The sequence below is a fragment of the Verrucomicrobium spinosum DSM 4136 = JCM 18804 genome (assembly GCF_000172155.1).
GTDB classification, from domain to species: Bacteria; Verrucomicrobiota; Verrucomicrobiia; order Verrucomicrobiales; family Verrucomicrobiaceae; genus Verrucomicrobium; species Verrucomicrobium spinosum.
Genome location: NZ_ABIZ01000001.1, coordinates 5653696 through 5668238, shown reverse-complemented (window position 1 = coordinate 5668238; position 14543 = coordinate 5653696). Strand labels below are relative to the sequence as shown.

The window sequence follows — 14543 nt, the reverse complement described above, 5'->3', positions numbered from 1 at the left end:
CCTATCAACAAGCGGTTTTGCATGAGAAAGAGAAGCATCCATCGGTTCGATGCGACCCAGGCGGGACATGATACCCTGATGGTGGTGCTGACTGCTACGCAGGCCCTGGCGGTCGCGTCACGTCTGCTCCAGCATCTGCGCACGGGATCACCCGTGGTGGAGATCCACCTTGCGGGAGCCCAGATGAGCCTGCGTCCTCCCGCAGAAGCTCCGCCTCCGGCACCGGTGGTGCGGCGGCCCCGTGTGCGGAAGAAAGATCCCGCATTGACGGCGGTGAGTGCAATTGCCCCCACGCAACTGGCGGGTGGCCTGCGATCTTGATTTGTCCCCCCCAAAGGAGCAGCCGAGCCTCACGCCCAAGTCCCATGCCGTGCATCTTGCATGGTGAGACAGGTGAATGCGTGCTTTTTGCATGATTTCAGGGCCGGAAAACCGGATTGCAGTTGAGGTGTGTGTTCTGTAAATGATTCATGGTGAGTGTGTTAGGCTTTTGGTGGGGTGGGTGGTATGCAGAATGCAAGGGAGGAGGGTAACGATGGCGGGGCACATCCAGCCCTGCCGCGAAGCTCTCAAAAAAACTCTCCCTACCACTCATGAACACCATCCTTTTCCCCTCCCCGCTGGCAGAGAATCTCGTTGCGCTGACTGATGAGGAACTTATGGACCGGATTGTCAGTGGGGAGTCTCAGCGTGCTCTGGAAGAGCTGTATCGCCGTCATCGAGGTGTGCTGCGCGGGGTGATCACGCGGGTGCTGGGCGTGGAAGCGGATTCCGATGACGTCCTGCAGGATGTCTTCATCCAGGTTTGGAAGCACGCAGGTACGTTCTCCTCCCACAAGGGTAAGCTGTTGGGGTGGCTGATTACCATTGCCCGTCGCCGTGCACTCGACCGTGTCCGGCAGCTCTCGGCCTATCAACGTGCGACCAGCCGCTATGAAGCCGCCTCGCGGCCGGAGGTGCACCGTCTGGAGTCCACCTCAGTGGTGGATCAGGAGGTGCGTCAGAACGAACTGCAAGACGTGCTTAACCGTCTGATTCAGGATCTGCCCAAGGAGCAGGGGGTGGCGGTGAGGCTCACGTTCTTCAAGGGTCTGAGCCAGCGGGAAATCGCCGCGAGACTTTCCCTGCCACTTGGCACGGTGAAAACGAGGATTGAGCTCGCCGTGCGCAAGTTGGGCCGCTCGTACATCTGCCAGGAGGCTGCGTAACGAGTGGTTGCTGTGCGCGTGGGTTCCCGATGCATCGACCCTTCCCGGCTGAGGAGAAGTCCCAGTTGTGAGGGGTCTTTTTGCCTTGCTTGGGGCTTCGTCGCATCGTGATTTTCGCACGCGGACCTGTGCCCACAGACGTATTCGGAACGAATAAGGCAGATGGGAACGCAATTTCAGGGGGGAAATCCTCTGCTCACCAGTTTCGGGTCTTTCTCATCTGTCACCGTCCCCCCCCTCACGAACTTGAACATGCCCGTCACACCGTCTCCACCGTTAGACCAGCACGTTGTTTCCATTGCCGTGGTGGACGACCACTCCATTATTTGCGCTGTATTTCGCAGCATTGCCGAGGACAGTCCAGGTCTGGCTTTTGCCTGGAGTGCGCCGGATGTGCGCCAGGGCGCGGCTTCCCTGCAACGGGAACTGCCAGACATCCTGGTGGTGGATGTGAATCTGCCGGATGGAAGCGGTTATGATCTGGCACGTCAGGCGCTGCAGGAACACCGGAATCTGAAGGTGCTGGTTGTTTCAACGAACGAGGGACGGGCCTATGCCGAGCAGGCCCACAAGGCGGGGGCGCGTGGGTATGTGAACAAGAACACCTCGCCTGAGGAGCTGCTCCATGCCATCAACACCATCCGGAGCGGGGGCACGTACTTCAATCCTGCCCTGAAAGAGCCCGGGCTGGCCTGACTTCCCGGATCACTCGAGCTCGCGGTCAATTTCCTCGGCCTCTTCCAGCTCGCGCAGTTCTTCATCGGCTTCGTCGAGGCCGCCTTTGACGAGGAGCTCGCTGCATTTGACCTCGTCCTCCAGTGGGATGCGGGCGACGCGGTCACCATTTTCCACTCCGGCCTGGTCCCAGGCGTGCCCCATGAGCAGGGCGTTTTGTGACACCTCCGGATACTCCTCCAGGATGGTCTCTTCCTCAGGGGGCATGATGTCCTGCTGAGCCAGATCCTCTACCAAACGTTCGATGGGATCTGGCGACTCGTCTCCGTAGGGAAGAGGGAGCTCGGTCTGATCGGAGGAATGGGAGGAGGGTTTGGATTTCACGTGAGTGTCAGCTTTCTTCTGAATCGCAAGGACTCTCCAGTTGCGTGTCAATTCCTGTGGAGCGGGTCACGCTGCTCCACCTGAACCCTTGGACCGCCAAGATCGCAGGATCTCGGCGACGCTGGCTGTGAGTTGATGCAGTCCCTCGCGCAGCGAGGCGCAGAGAGTGGGTGAGGGGAAAAGCGTGGATCGCTTCTCCAGGAGCTCGGTGAGGAAGAGCCGCTGACGCCGGGGGCTGCGCCACCAAGAGGGGTTGGCCTTGGAGAGGGACTCCATGGTGAGTCGGATGTTGGACGGTGTCAGCATTGCGGCAGCGCCTGGCTCCTGGCTGCGCACATAGTTGGACAGGATCTCCGGCAGCTCGCTGTGGTAGTACGCTTCAAATTCAACTGCGAAAAGCTGGGGGTGCAGAAGAAAACGATCCGTATGCCATTCGTTCTTCTTCTCCACGAGCTGTCGCCATTGCTCGTAGTTGGAAACAGATTCAAGGCGGGCGATTGCGTTGTCAGCCTCCACCTCTGAGAGAGAGCTGCGCAGGGTGGCCCCCATGTAGCTCAAGTAAGCCAGCTTCTTGGGGGAGGCGGGCGCTGGGAGGGATGAACTGGAGCCGGAGTCCATGGGAGGACGGAGGTTCAGGCAACGATGGGCGGAATGGATGGCGGCTGGGACGGGGAAGGATCTCCGGGCTGCGGGGCAGGGAGCGGGGCAGGGGGCTCAGGGGCCGGCAGCGGCTCCGCAGGCGTGGGGTCTGAGGGCATCGGCTGGGGAGTCTGCGGTTCTGGGTTTGAGTTGTACATGGTGATGTGGGGGCAGGGTTTCTCCGAAGATCGGGCGGTGACGACTGTTTGGTTGCATTGCACTGGTGGAAAAGACTTTTGCGGGCAACCGCCGGGGTGCGCGGCAACGATTTCAAGATGAAGCTCGAAAGGAGAAAGGTTCCATGAAAAACCAGACAACATTCAATCTCCGCATCCCTCAGAACACCGTGCGTACGCTCGATTTTGTCGCCGGCCGGACTGGCCTTACCCGGCAGAACGTCTGTCGGCTGGCCATCTCACTCGGATTGAGCCAGTTGAAAAAGGAGGGGTATCACATTGCCACCGCATTACAGCATCGTGCGGAGTCTGAGCATCCCCGAGAAGCGGTGACGCTGGTGCAAAGCACCCGAGGGGTGCCAGGGGTGGATTTCCCTGAAGATGGATGAGGTCTGCCTGTTCATGACTGCCTGCACACTGACGCCATCATTGATTGACCGACGCTGAAGGAGTCCGGTGCGCGGGATGGGGGAGATGCAGGCCCTGTGCCTTCATCTCATCCAGCACGGAAGCCGCTATGGTCATGGCACGAGATTTGGGCACAATCCCCGAACCAAACTTGCGTGCATAGCATTTGGTGAACTCCGCACCGTAAAACAGGATGCAGGAGGAGTAGTAAACCCAGAGCAGGAGGACGACGATCGACCCTGCTGCCCCATAGCTGGAAGCGACACCGGTAGTCCCGAGATAGACGCTGATGGCGTGCTTGCCAATATTGAAGAGGCCGGCAGTGACCACAGCTCCCAGCCACACGTCCCCCCAGCCGACGTGCACATCTGGCAGGAGTTTGAGAATCAACGCAAAGAGCACGCTGATGACCACGAGCGACAGGCCCATGTCCCCCCAGCCCAGGAGTTCCGGGTGCATCGGAACCCACTGGCCAAAGTAGCGTGTGGCTGCCGCAACTGCTGTGCTCACCAGCAGGGAGGAAAGCAGCAGGAAGCCAATGACGAGGACCATGGAGAAGGACAGGAACTGGTCCCGCAGAAGGGTCAGTACTTGCTGGCCCGGACGCGGAACCACTCCCCAGATGGCATTGAGTGCGCCTTTGAGTTCAGCAAACACCCTGGTGGCACCGAAGAGCAGCACCGCCACTCCGAGCAGGGCCTTCCAACCGTTGTGATCATTCTGCGACGCATCCAGAATGAACGCCTGGATGGAGTGGCCGGCATCCTCCCCCGCCAGGGAGGAAATCTCTGCCACAATCTGGCCGCGAGCCGCCTGTTCGCCGAAGACAAAGCTGGCCAGAGAGATGCAGATGATCAGGAGCGGAGCGGTGGAAAAGGTGGCATAGTAAGCCAGGGCCGCACTCAGACGGGAGGCGTCGTCATCGATCCACTCCCGTGCTGCGGTGCGAAGAAGGGACAGAAATGCGAGAGGACCCATAACCGCACTTCGCGGAAGCCGGGGGTGTTGGTCCTCTTTATGCGGTGTCGTGGGTGAGTTTTTGCCCCAATCACGGGGCTTGCCAGAGGTTGGGGGATTCTGGTAAACTAAGGGACAACCGAAGGAATCCTATGAGTGCAACCCTCAAAGAAGGGGCAGATTCTGGGCCCGAGCCCGGGCCCGTCACGACCATAAACTCCGCCGAACTGGCGCGCAAACGACGGCGCTCCGCGATCGAGAGCTGGCTTTCACAGTCTCCCTTCTACGAGCCGTTCTGGAAGGTGGCCGCCCCTTGCTGCCAATGGCTGGCCCAGCCCACGAACTCCATCATCACGGTGCTGCTGGTGATCCTGGCTCCGTTCATTGCGCTCCTGCTGCTGCCACTCTTTTTGATCATGACCCCGGTCTTCCTCTTCCTGGCTGTGCTGGGCTCCATGGCCACGACGGTGAAGACAGACGCAGAGAGTGAGGTCCACGAGTCGGTCACGCAGCACTTTCTACACTGAGAGTGCTGTTGTTGCCTTGAACTTTTCAGGCGCGGCCGGGCGGCTCATCGAGCCACGCCAGGTCCGGGCCACGTGGTACGATGCGGGTGGGATTGATGTCGTCGTGAGTGATGTAGTAGTGCCGCTTGATGTGATCAAAGTTGACGGTGTCAGAGATGCCGGGCTGTTGGTACAGGTCCCGGAGATAGCAAGACAGGTGGCGGTAGTTCTGGATGAGGCGCAGATTGCACTTGAAGTGCCCGTGGTAAACGGGGTCAAAGCGGATGAGGGTGCAGAAGAGCCGCCAGTCAGTTTCCACGAACTTGGGTCCGAAGAGGAACCTCTGTGCGCCCAGGTGCCTGTCAAGCTGGTCGAGCGCAGCGAACAGCTCCCGGAAGGCCTTTTCGTAGGCGCTCTGGGTGGTGGCAAAGCCGGCGCCATAGACGCCGTTGTTGACGTTTTGGTAAATGAACTCAGACAGGGCCTTCTGCTCCTCCGCCAGGGCAACCGGAAAAAGGTCCGCCCCCGTGTGCTGGAACTCCCTGAACTCTGTGGCGAACATCCGGCAGATGTCGTCTTCTGAATTGTTCACGATCTGACGGAGCTCCCGGTCCCACAGGACGGGCACGGTGACACGTCCCTGGAAACCCGGATCGGTGGCGGTATAGGCCTGGGAAAGGAACTGGAAGTCGTTCACAGGATCGGCGGTGTGGCCGGGACCCTCCCGGAAAGCCCAGCCGCGCTCATCCCGTACGGGGTCCACGACGGTGACGCCCACGGCGTCCTCCAGCCCCAGCAGGTGTCTCACGATGAGCGTCCGGTGCGCCCAAGGGCAGGCCAGTGAGACATACAGGTGGTAGCGACCGCGGGCCACCGGGTGGGGCGTGGAGCCATCTGTGCTCACCTTGGAGCGGAAGGCATCATCCTGCCGCTCGAATTCGCCATCATCAGATTGTTCGTTAGGAAATTGGGCCATGGGGTGGGGGAGGGGATCTCCATGGAGCAATACGTGTGGATGGCGACGTTTGGTCGTCCGGGAATGGGGGCTGCTCCCGCTGGGGGAGGGGGCGCGCTTCTGTATTCCCCGCAATCTGGGGCTTCTGTATCTGGCCAGACACCCGGGTGTATGGCACTTTCCGCCATGATAGCAGCCTTGTCCTTACTCCCCGTCAAGATCATCGCAGGTATGGGCCTGTTTTTCACCCTGGCGGCGGGAGTGTACATGATCAAGAACCATCAGAGACTCTACGGCCACGACCCGGAACTTCCCCGGGAGACGAGCGGAGAACGGGTGTATAGCAAGGCGCAGCTTTGGATCATCTGGGCCCTCCTGGTCAAGGGGCTTGCGTTCCTCACTTTCTTCATCTGATCTGAGTGCATCACGAGTCCGGCGGAGGTGGTGTCTGCGGCTGGTGATTCACTTTTTGTTCGCGGGCGGGTCTCCTATCACAGCGGTGGGAGGCCCGCTAAGCATTTTACCATGAATGGGGCCGGGGGGTGGGGTGGGGGGGTAAGGGCTGTGTGCAGGGTCAGGTGGGCTTGTTGGAGGTGTTCGGGTTGTTTCATGGAAAGTTCTAGGTAAAAAGAACCTTTGGCGACCCCTGGCATGGCCGCTATGCCGTTGCTGCCGGTTTTGTTTTTACGGAAAACTAAATTTCCCGGTGAGCACGATTCTGCGCAACTTTTCCTGAAAGAAAGGTTGGATACGACATGCTCACGACTCTTTTGTACCAGAACACGGCATTAGTTGCCTTGTATGTGCAGGGTGTTCGCGAGGCGCTGCGAGCCCCGGAAACTGGGGCCTGAGTCGCACGAGTTTCAACCCATAACAGGAACCCCAGGACCGTCATGCAGACCGCAACCATCCACCCTGCCCAGCTGCCCACCCGCACCAACCTTCCCGGTGCGCTCACAGGTCTAGACTGCCTGGAGACGATTCCCGGCATCTCGTCCGTGGCGGTGCAACTCACTCCGGAGATGGCCCGCCGCATGCTGGAGCGAAACCTGAGAAACAGAAAGCTGTCTGAGCAGGTGGTGGACAAGTATGTGGAGGAGATTCGCAATGACGAGTGGCGCCTGACCCCGGCAGCGGTGGGGTTTGACTGCGAAGGGAGGCTGGTGGATGGCCAGCACCGGCTGACAGCCATTGTGAAGTCCCGACGCACCGTGCCCATGATTGTCACCACCGGATTGCCTGCCGCCGCTCAGGAGAAAGTGGACCGTCAAAGACGTCGCAGTCTCTTTGACGCGCTCTACCTCTCCGGCCAGGTGCGCAACCGCAAATGGGTGGAGATTGCGACCTGTCTGGCCCGCCGGGTGGTGGCGAGCAACAGTGGCACGGCCCCTCCTGACAGCGTGGTCAAACTGGCGTTGGAAACTCATCGCGAGGCCATTGAGGCGGTGACGGACCAGATGGGTGAAAAGAGCGTCAAGGGCATCTCCCAGGCGTCCTTCCTGGCGGCGGCCGTGCTCTACCATGAAGTGGATTCCGACAAGTGTCGTGAGTTCCTGGCCGCCATTCGTACGGGAGCGGGGCTGGCGCTGGATCACCCGGCGCTGCGTCTGCGCAAGCTGCTCATGGGTGAGTCATTGCTGCACTCCATGCCGCGCGGGGGAGCCAATCAGAGCTATATTTTCCGAAGATCCATTTATGCCATGCAGGCGCATCTGGAAGGGCGGATGATCGGTGGCCTGCGGGAGGCGGACAATTTTGCCAGTCCGTTCGTCGAGGAGGGGGCCGCCAGAATGCCCCGCAGGAAGGCCCGCCGCAACCAGGAGGAGCCGGCGAGCGATCTGCGCCGTGGAGCCGGACTCCTGATGACCGCGTAAAATCACCCGAAATTCTCCGCATGCGGAGGGCTTTGGCAATCATCAATATTTCATAGAACTAGAACGAGCCCTCACCAGGTCCCGGGATTAGTCCGGTGACCTGTGCCCGTTCTGAATATCCCAACAGGCTGACCATGACCACAAGAACACGTCACCCCCAAGCCCGATCTGCCGCCGGTGCGACGCTGGTGGAGGTAGTGATCACCATTGGCATCCTCGTCACGGTCATGGTGCCGCTGGTGGGGTTGCTTTCCGCCTCCATCGAAACCAGCGGACGGGCTGCCAGTACCACTGTGTCCGCCCGGATCGCCTCGCGTCTCATTGGTGAAGTGCAACAGGCCGACTGGTCCCTCCTCCAGAACTGGCAGGAGAAGGATACCTACCTGGACGATCAAGGGATGGAACTGACGACGGGATCACCCCAGGAGAAGTGCGTGTACACTGCACGGGTGCGGCTGAGCTCCGCCGCGGGCGTGACGCTGGGAACCGTGGCGGGGCTGCCAGCAAACACCTGGCAGAGACAGGTGGTGGTGATGGTGGCATCCCGCCCGGGAGGCCAGGGCAAAATGGCGCTGGATCAGGCGGAGGCAGCGCTGGACAACGGAAAGTCTCTTCCGGGCAGCGTGCGGGTGAGCCGCAGCTTGTTGGTCAATCTTGAAAAGACCCTGTAAGCCATGACTGCGTACGTCAATCATCTGCGGGCACGCCCGGTTGCTTCATGTCGTGGCACTGAGGGCAGGGGATTCACCCTCATTGAGCTTCTGCTCAGCGTGACGATCCTCTCTGTGGTGCTCATGACCACGACGTCCATGCTCAATGCCTCGCTGGGCCAGTTGCGCATCGCTGAGGCGCGCAACGGCCAGTTCCGTGAAGTGCAGGCTGCCTTCGAGACCATGTGCCGGCGCCTGGAGGCCTGCGAGATCAATCCCTACTACGACTACGTCTATGCGAACAATGACACGAACACGGTCCCCACAGGATACAAGCTACAGTCAGACCTGCACTTTGTGAGCGGGCCGGCGAATGCCGGCACGGCACCGGTTATAGGAAGCGGCAACCGGACCGGGCATGCTGTGTTCTTTCATGGAACCTATGGTCTGAGCGAGCAGAAGGAGTGGAAGGGACTGGACACCCTGCTAAACAGCTGGGGATACTTTCTGGAGTTCGGCAGTGATGACACCCTCAGACCCACTTTCCTGAACAGCAGCAGTGCGCCGGTGGCATCGCGCCACCGGTTCCGGCTGAAGGAGCTGCAGGTGCCTGCGGAGATGATGAGGACCTACGCCCTCAAGCTGAATACGCAGACGACGAGGGCGAAGGTGCAGGAGTGGTACACCACGGCCCTGGCGGACAGCTCCAATGTGCATACCGTGGCGGAGAACATCGTGGCGTGCGTGATCTTCCCCATGGTGCCGGATGGCAGCACTACTTCAACGGGGGGCACGCTCAAGCCAGAAGCACTCGCACCCGCGTACGGGTATGACACGCGCAGCTACCAGTACACCTCCAGCACGTCGGGCCTGGCGGAGGTGACCCGGCACCGGCTGCCGCCGCTGCTGCGTCTCACCCTGGTGGCGGTGGATGATGTGTCCGCCACGAGGCTCCAGGACACGAACGGCTCAGCCATGCCATCTCTGGGGTTGGATGGGTTGTTCCTAGATGCCTCCAAGTACGACGCCGACATCCGCGCGCTGGAGGACACGCTGGTGGGGCAGAAGCTGAACTACCGGGTCTTCTCCACCACGGTGCGCCTCCGTAATGCCCGCTGGAACGGCACCTACTGACCGGACCCCGGGTAACCTTGTGCCTTCACTCCTCTTCACTGTGAACTCCCGTCAAGCTGCCATGCTCAGTTGTTTCCGCGACCGCCAGTTGCGTGCCTTCACACTGGTGGAACTGCTCATCGTCGTTTCCGTGATGGGGCTCATGCTGGCCATGGCGGGTACGGGGGCCGGCAGTCTCATGACCACGCTGCGGATGAAGGAGGCGGTGCAGACCGTTGGAAATGCCATGGATCACGCACGTCAGGTGGCCATGACCTCGAATCGTGAGGTGGTGTTTCGTATCTACAAAGTAAGCAATGACATGGGCGAGGAGTCCTGGCGTACTGTGGAGTACGGGACGGTGGATGTGGTGATCAATCCGGATGATGCTGGTTACAAAGATCCCACTGCGGCCGACTATGAGCCGCCGTTCAACCCGAGCGGGGCCCCGGAGACGTTGCCGGAGGGCCTGGTCTTCCACCCCTCGGCAACGTATTCCACGTTGCTTTCCGAGAACCAGGCGGATCTCGTGAAGGGGACGGAGACGGCCACCAGTGGCGCGACGCGGAGCTACGTGAGCTTCCGGTTCCTGCCGGATGGCCGTTGCAGCCTGGGTGCCTCCCAGAAATGGACGCTCACCCTCGTGAAAGAAGCTGAAGTCAGCGGGGGCGGTTTGCCTGCCAACTTTGCCACCATGCAGCTGGAGCCTGCCACCGCCCGGGTGCGTTTCTTCAGGCCCTGACACCACCTTCCCGACCTCGCAAGATCATCGTCATGAAAGTTTCCTCTTCCCTGCATTTCGCCCGCCGTGGTGCCAGTGGCACCGCGTTGCTGCCTGCGCTGCTCATCGTCGGCATGGTCACGCTGGTGGTGGTGCTGTTCTTTAACATGTCCACGGTGCAGCTGCGGTCATCCTCCAGCCACGCGGCGGTGCATGATCTGAACACGCTTCAGGACATGGCGGTGAATGCCGCCATCGGCCAGATGCGACAGGGGACCACGGAAACCAATGCGCTCTGGATTTCCCAACCAGGGGCCATCCGCACCTATGGCAAAAGCACAGGCACGGCCTCCCGCATCTACAAGCTCTACAGCGCCCAGGAGATGGTGGTGTCTGCGGCTGGTCTCACCGATGGCTCGGCGTTGAACCTGGAATCCGATGTGCCCTCCACCTGGGACACTCTGCCGGGCGTCTATGCCGATCTCAATGAGCCGGCGCCGGATGTCGCTGGCAACCTGATGTTTCCCATCGTGGATCCCCGGGCGATGGACATGGCCACCCCGTCCTATCCTGGAAGCACGACACCGGAGGGTTTTTCCTATGACTCGAAGCTGGCGGTGAGCAAGAGTACCATCAACGGAGTCCGTGCTCCTGGCGGCACCGCGTCCTCCCAGCGTCTGCCCATGCCGGTGCGCTGGGTCTATGTGCTGCAAGACGGCAGCCTCGGGGTGATGAGCCAGTCCGCGAGCCCGAAGTTTGTCCCCTTCAGCGGGCAGAAGGCCGTGAGCACCTCCAATCCCATCGTGGGGCGCCTGGCCTTTTGGACGGATGATGAATCGGGGAAGGTGAACATCAACACCGCCTCAGAAGGCATGTTCTGGGACACCCCACGGTGCGTGACGAGCCGGGAGCTGGAGTTCGCCAAGAGTCCGCCGGTGCGCAATGAGGTGCAGCGTTTTGGCGGGCACCCGGCCACCACGTGTTTGAGCACCATCTTCTACCCGGGCGAGCGGCTGCTGCCGTCCAACTCCGCTTCTGCGGCCAAGCTTCAGAACCTTTATGCGGTGACGCCCCGGGTGAATGCCAATGCGGGTCTGCTGACCTCCAGCACCAGCCCGGTGGATTTTGACACGGACCGCCTCTATGCCTCGGTGGATGAGTTCCTGCTGGATGACCCCTCGGATACGACGAGCACGGCGCAGAGCTTCAGCACCCGGATGATGCAGGGGGTGCTGGGAGGCAATGCGGACAGGCTCAAGAAGCTGCGCTTCCTGCTGACGGCTGAAAGCCGCGCTCCGGAGACCACTGCCGCCGGGTTCCCCAGGGTGTCGATCTGGCCGGTGAGTTATCGGCCGGAACCGGCCAACAACAAACGGACCTCTTTCGACAACGTCTCAGCATTTGCCAGCACGTTGGGCAACCATCCCTACCACTTCCGCCGCAGCAGTGCGGCGTCGAACATGGATGACTTCTCGAACTACTACAATGCTGAGAGCACGGACTCCTTTGGCTATGGCATGATTCACAACAACTCGCTGGCACAGTATCTCATCGAACTGGCCAAGCTCCCCAATCAGGGGTATTCAAAGTCATTCGCCCAGAAGTACGACGACCGGACTGGTTCCCCCTCCAGCAGCCCCTACAATGTGGGGTCCGGGATCGTCTCCATGCTGGAGTACATCCGCGGGACCAACGCCAATGATTCCACCCACTCCACCAAGAGTGTGACACCACGGGTGCCGGTGGACGCCTATTCCCAGGCCTCGGCCAACTGGATCGGCACCGATACGCTGGGGCAGGTGGCCGCGGTGGACATGACCTACTACAGCGCACCGCTCAATACCGACAACAAAATCCTCAAACGCAACACCAATGACGATGGCAATGACCGCGTCTGGACGACCGGAATCGGTCGCGAGTTCACGGTGTCGGAGTTCGGTCTGGTTTTCATTCTCGCTGCGGAGAATCCCTCCAGTTCGACGGCTGCCAAGACCAACCCGGATCTTGTGACGCTCTTGAACCTGCAGCCGGGGCAGAAGGCCATCCAGGTGGGCATTGTGGCTGAAGGCTTCTGCGCCGGGCAGGGCTATACAATGATTGCTCCCAGCACCTCGTTCAATGTCTCCTCCCTGGAGAACCTCCGCATCACGACCACGGGCTTCGGCACCCGTGGTCCCGGTGGAGCTGTCATCACGCCGCCGCTCGTGCAGAAGGACGGGGACGGGGACGTGTCCACCGGCTATCGCAGCCTGTGGGGCACGCTGCTGCACAATGTGTCCCACCTGCAGTATCTCAGCAAAATCAAACCCGTGGAAACGCCGCTTGCGGGCCGGAACACCACAGGGGACTGGTGGGCGGGCTGGGGCGGGTCGGGTGGCTACTGGATGTACGCGGACAGCAACGCCAATGGCGGATCCGATGCGACTGCGGTGGCAGATCTGGACGTGGCCTCTGACAGTCTGACCTCCCCGGCCATGTACAGCCGGGGCTATTTCCTCGTGCCCTCTGCGGCCACCTCCATGACGGTGTCCAGCGTGCGCACCACGTCCCTGGCGGAGCGGTGTCTGGAGATCAGGGTGGGCAACCAGCGGAACGGAGACTACTCCAGCCGGCGGCTGCTGGCTGAGGTGCCTGCCAACATGGTGGTGCCAGTGCCCACAAAACCGCTGGAGCTGGCGTACACCTTCAGCAAGCGGTACAAGAATGCGCGGGAGTACAGTGGCAACCGCTTTGCCAAGCCGGAACTCATCGACGCAAGCGACGTGGTCCGCACCTGGGTGGTGCGGCATGGAGACTATCGCCTGGCCTACCAGCGGTTGCGTGAAGGGGCGGGGGCGAATGGGGTGGATGCCAGCAAGCGGCTTTTTGTGCCGCACCCAGCGTGGGATCCAGTCAACATCGGCTCCTCCCAGCTCGCCGCGTCTCAGCTGAAGGGGCAGATTCATTCGTTTGTGAAAGCAGGTGGCAAACCTCACAAGACGGGCAAGGCCGGAACCCTTTTCCTCCCGGGCGTGGAGTACTCTCCCACGTGGGGAGACGGTACCACAGAAGCCAAGCTGGTGCCGGATGCGGACTACAACAACCTCACCGCCACCACGAGCGACTACCGTCCGGATTTCCCGGTGAACGGAAACTCGACCGTGTTCCGGGCGAATATTCCCTCGAACTACCCCTACACCGTCAAACCTTGGGAGACCCGTGACTGGGACAATGGCACAGGCATCGCCCCGGATGGCGCCTACTGGAACAAGCCGGATGACGGGGCCCGCGTGTATGACGGCACGATTCCTCCGTACTTCAGCCAGAATCCATGGGATGGGGTCAACGTCAACAGCCGTCCGGCCAACCAGACCACGGCCCCCAACCAGCTCCTCCCGTCAGCGGTGATGTTTGGCTCTCTGCCATCGGCACCGTCCACCGGCATCCAGTGGACCACCTATCTCTTCCGGCCCGACATCACCTCTGGCGGGCACCTGGGAGCGAAGGATCACAGCACCAAGGGAGCGATGGCCGGTGCTCCGCCAGATCATGCGCTGCTGGACTGGTTCTGGATGCCAGTGGTGCAGCCCTATCCGATCAGCGAACCGTTCTCGACCGCGGGCAAGGTGAACCTCAACTACCGCATTGTTCCCTTCACCAACATCAAGCGGGCCACCGGGTTGCACGCAGTGTTCAAGTCCGAGGAGATGCTGGCCATCCCCACGAGTGCGGGCAAGACTTACAAGGACTACACCAAGATCTCGCTGAACAGCAACTGGCGGCACTACATCGATGCCGACAAGACGCTCCTCCAGTGGGAGAGCCAGTTTGATGCCGGTCAGTACTTCATGAACGCAGGGGAAGTCTGCGAGCAGTTCCTGGTGCCCAAGGATGATGGGGTGGGCGGCAGCACCGGCAGCGCCATCCGCTCGGCCATGTCGAGCTACTGGGGCACGCGTCAGCTCACGGGGGACAACACGATGGAGCGGCCGTATGCCAACATCTACCCACGGGTCACCACCCGCTCCAACACCTACCGGGTGCACTTCCTCGTTCAGACCATCACGAAGGCGCGCTCCAGTGAGGCGGACACCTTCGATCCCGACAAGGATCTGGTCACTGGGGAGAAACAGGGGGATGCGCTGGTCGAACGGGCTATCGACCCCAACGATGCCGCGCTTAAGAAGACCGAATACGACTACATCGGCAAGGCGGTGGCGGGCAGCCTGAGCACCGCCAAGTCCCTGGACTCCCTCTACACCTGGCGCATCCGGCATGTGCGTCGCTTTACCCGATAG

At 61.0% G+C, this 14543-nt stretch carries 15 protein-coding genes; 11 read left to right on the top strand and 4 right to left on the bottom strand.

Going from position 1 to position 14543, the window contains the following annotated elements:
* Positions 1-21: 21 nt before the first annotated feature.
* From VSP_RS23130 to VSP_RS23120, 3 genes are all read left to right on the top strand, one after another.
* The gene (locus VSP_RS23130; RefSeq protein ID WP_009963675.1) at positions 22-321 is read left to right on the top strand and encodes a hypothetical protein; all 300 of its coding nucleotides are present in this window, start codon (positions 22-24) and stop codon (positions 319-321) included.
* A 272-nt stretch (positions 322-593) separates the two neighbouring features.
* Positions 594-1208, top strand: coding sequence for an RNA polymerase sigma factor (locus VSP_RS23125; RefSeq protein ID WP_009963674.1), 615 nt, complete (start codon positions 594-596; stop codon positions 1206-1208).
* 252 nt (positions 1209-1460) lie between these two features.
* Positions 1461-1904 (top strand): response regulator, encoded by a 444-nt coding sequence (locus VSP_RS23120; RefSeq protein WP_157211018.1) that lies wholly within the window; start codon positions 1461-1463, stop codon positions 1902-1904.
* Positions 1905-1913: 9 nt separating this feature from the next.
* On the opposite strand, the gene VSP_RS23115 is transcribed toward VSP_RS23120, so the two are convergent.
* The gene (locus VSP_RS23115; protein WP_009963671.1) at positions 1914-2267 is read right to left on the bottom strand and encodes a hypothetical protein; all 354 of its coding nucleotides are present in this window, start codon (positions 2265-2267) and stop codon (positions 1914-1916) included.
* A 66-nt stretch (positions 2268-2333) separates the two neighbouring features.
* Positions 2334-2885, bottom strand: coding sequence for a hypothetical protein (locus VSP_RS23110; RefSeq protein ID WP_009963670.1), 552 nt, complete (start codon positions 2883-2885; stop codon positions 2334-2336).
* A gap of 322 nt (positions 2886-3207) precedes the next feature.
* On the opposite strand from VSP_RS23110, the gene VSP_RS23105 reads away from it, so the two are divergent.
* Positions 3208-3471, top strand: a complete 264-nt coding sequence (locus tag VSP_RS23105) for a hypothetical protein (RefSeq protein ID WP_156345005.1) — start codon at positions 3208-3210, stop codon at positions 3469-3471.
* A gap of 37 nt (positions 3472-3508) precedes the next feature.
* Here the strand turns inward: VSP_RS23105 and VSP_RS23100 are convergent, their stop codons facing one another.
* Positions 3509-4468 (bottom strand): YihY/virulence factor BrkB family protein, encoded by a 960-nt coding sequence (locus VSP_RS23100; RefSeq protein WP_009963668.1) that lies wholly within the window; start codon positions 4466-4468, stop codon positions 3509-3511.
* 131 nt (positions 4469-4599) lie between these two features.
* On the opposite strand from VSP_RS23100, the gene VSP_RS23095 reads away from it, so the two are divergent.
* Positions 4600-4974 carry a hypothetical protein gene (locus VSP_RS23095; RefSeq protein ID WP_009963666.1) on the top strand — a complete coding sequence of 125 codons (375 nt, stop codon included), beginning with the start codon at positions 4600-4602 and terminating at the stop codon, positions 4972-4974.
* Between the two features lie 25 nt (positions 4975-4999).
* Here VSP_RS23095 and VSP_RS23090 read toward each other — a convergent pair whose 3' ends face one another.
* Positions 5000-5929 (bottom strand): glutathione S-transferase family protein, encoded by a 930-nt coding sequence (locus VSP_RS23090; protein WP_009963664.1) that lies wholly within the window; start codon positions 5927-5929, stop codon positions 5000-5002.
* A gap of 177 nt (positions 5930-6106) precedes the next feature.
* Between VSP_RS23090 and VSP_RS23085 the strand changes: the two genes are divergently transcribed.
* From VSP_RS23085 to vccA, 6 genes are all read left to right on the top strand, one after another.
* The gene (locus tag VSP_RS23085) at positions 6107-6322 is read left to right on the top strand and encodes a hypothetical protein (protein ID WP_156345006.1); all 216 of its coding nucleotides are present in this window, start codon (positions 6107-6109) and stop codon (positions 6320-6322) included.
* A gap of 479 nt (positions 6323-6801) precedes the next feature.
* Positions 6802-7782 carry a ParB N-terminal domain-containing protein gene (locus tag VSP_RS39890; protein WP_009963662.1) on the top strand — a complete coding sequence of 327 codons (981 nt, stop codon included), beginning with the start codon at positions 6802-6804 and terminating at the stop codon, positions 7780-7782.
* 134 nt (positions 7783-7916) lie between these two features.
* Positions 7917-8453: a Verru_Chthon cassette protein B gene (vccB, locus tag VSP_RS39885; RefSeq protein WP_009963661.1), complete on the top strand. Its 537-nt coding sequence runs from the start codon at positions 7917-7919 to the stop codon at positions 8451-8453.
* A gap of 3 nt (positions 8454-8456) precedes the next feature.
* Complete coding sequence (gene vccC, locus VSP_RS23070; protein WP_009963660.1) at positions 8457-9566, top strand: Verru_Chthon cassette protein C; 1110 nt, start codon at positions 8457-8459, stop codon at positions 9564-9566.
* A 40-nt stretch (positions 9567-9606) separates the two neighbouring features.
* Positions 9607-10287 (top strand): Verru_Chthon cassette protein D, encoded by a 681-nt coding sequence (gene vccD / locus VSP_RS23065; RefSeq protein WP_009963659.1) that lies wholly within the window; start codon positions 9607-9609, stop codon positions 10285-10287.
* A gap of 32 nt (positions 10288-10319) precedes the next feature.
* Entirely contained in the window at positions 10320-14543 is a 4224-nt protein-coding gene (vccA, locus tag VSP_RS23060) for a Verru_Chthon cassette protein A (RefSeq protein WP_009963658.1), read from the top strand.

Excerpts from the sequence above, each read along its gene's own strand:
- VSP_RS23105 (WP_156345005.1), top strand. The coding sequence starts at position 3,208 with ATGAAAAACCAGACAACATTCAATCTCCGCATCCCTCAGAACACCGTG.
- vccA (WP_009963658.1), top strand. The coding sequence starts at position 10,320 with ATGAAAGTTTCCTCTTCCCTGCATTTCGCCCGCCGTGGTGCCAGTGGC.
- VSP_RS23090 (WP_009963664.1), bottom strand. The coding sequence starts at position 5,929 with ATGGCCCAATTTCCTAACGAACAATCTGATGATGGCGAATTCGAGCGG.
- vccC (WP_009963660.1), top strand. The coding sequence starts at position 8,457 with ATGACTGCGTACGTCAATCATCTGCGGGCACGCCCGGTTGCTTCATGT.
- vccB (WP_009963661.1), top strand. The coding sequence starts at position 7,917 with ATGACCACAAGAACACGTCACCCCCAAGCCCGATCTGCCGCCGGTGCG.
- VSP_RS39890 (WP_009963662.1), top strand. The coding sequence starts at position 6,802 with ATGCAGACCGCAACCATCCACCCTGCCCAGCTGCCCACCCGCACCAAC.
- VSP_RS23110 (WP_009963670.1), bottom strand. The coding sequence starts at position 2,885 with ATGGACTCCGGCTCCAGTTCATCCCTCCCAGCGCCCGCCTCCCCCAAG.
- VSP_RS23095 (WP_009963666.1), top strand. The coding sequence starts at position 4,600 with ATGAGTGCAACCCTCAAAGAAGGGGCAGATTCTGGGCCCGAGCCCGGG.
- VSP_RS23100 (WP_009963668.1), bottom strand. The coding sequence starts at position 4,468 with ATGGGTCCTCTCGCATTTCTGTCCCTTCTTCGCACCGCAGCACGGGAG.
- VSP_RS23120 (WP_157211018.1), top strand. The coding sequence starts at position 1,461 with ATGCCCGTCACACCGTCTCCACCGTTAGACCAGCACGTTGTTTCCATT.
- VSP_RS23130 (WP_009963675.1), top strand. The coding sequence starts at position 22 with ATGAGAAAGAGAAGCATCCATCGGTTCGATGCGACCCAGGCGGGACAT.
- VSP_RS23125 (WP_009963674.1), top strand. The coding sequence starts at position 594 with ATGAACACCATCCTTTTCCCCTCCCCGCTGGCAGAGAATCTCGTTGCG.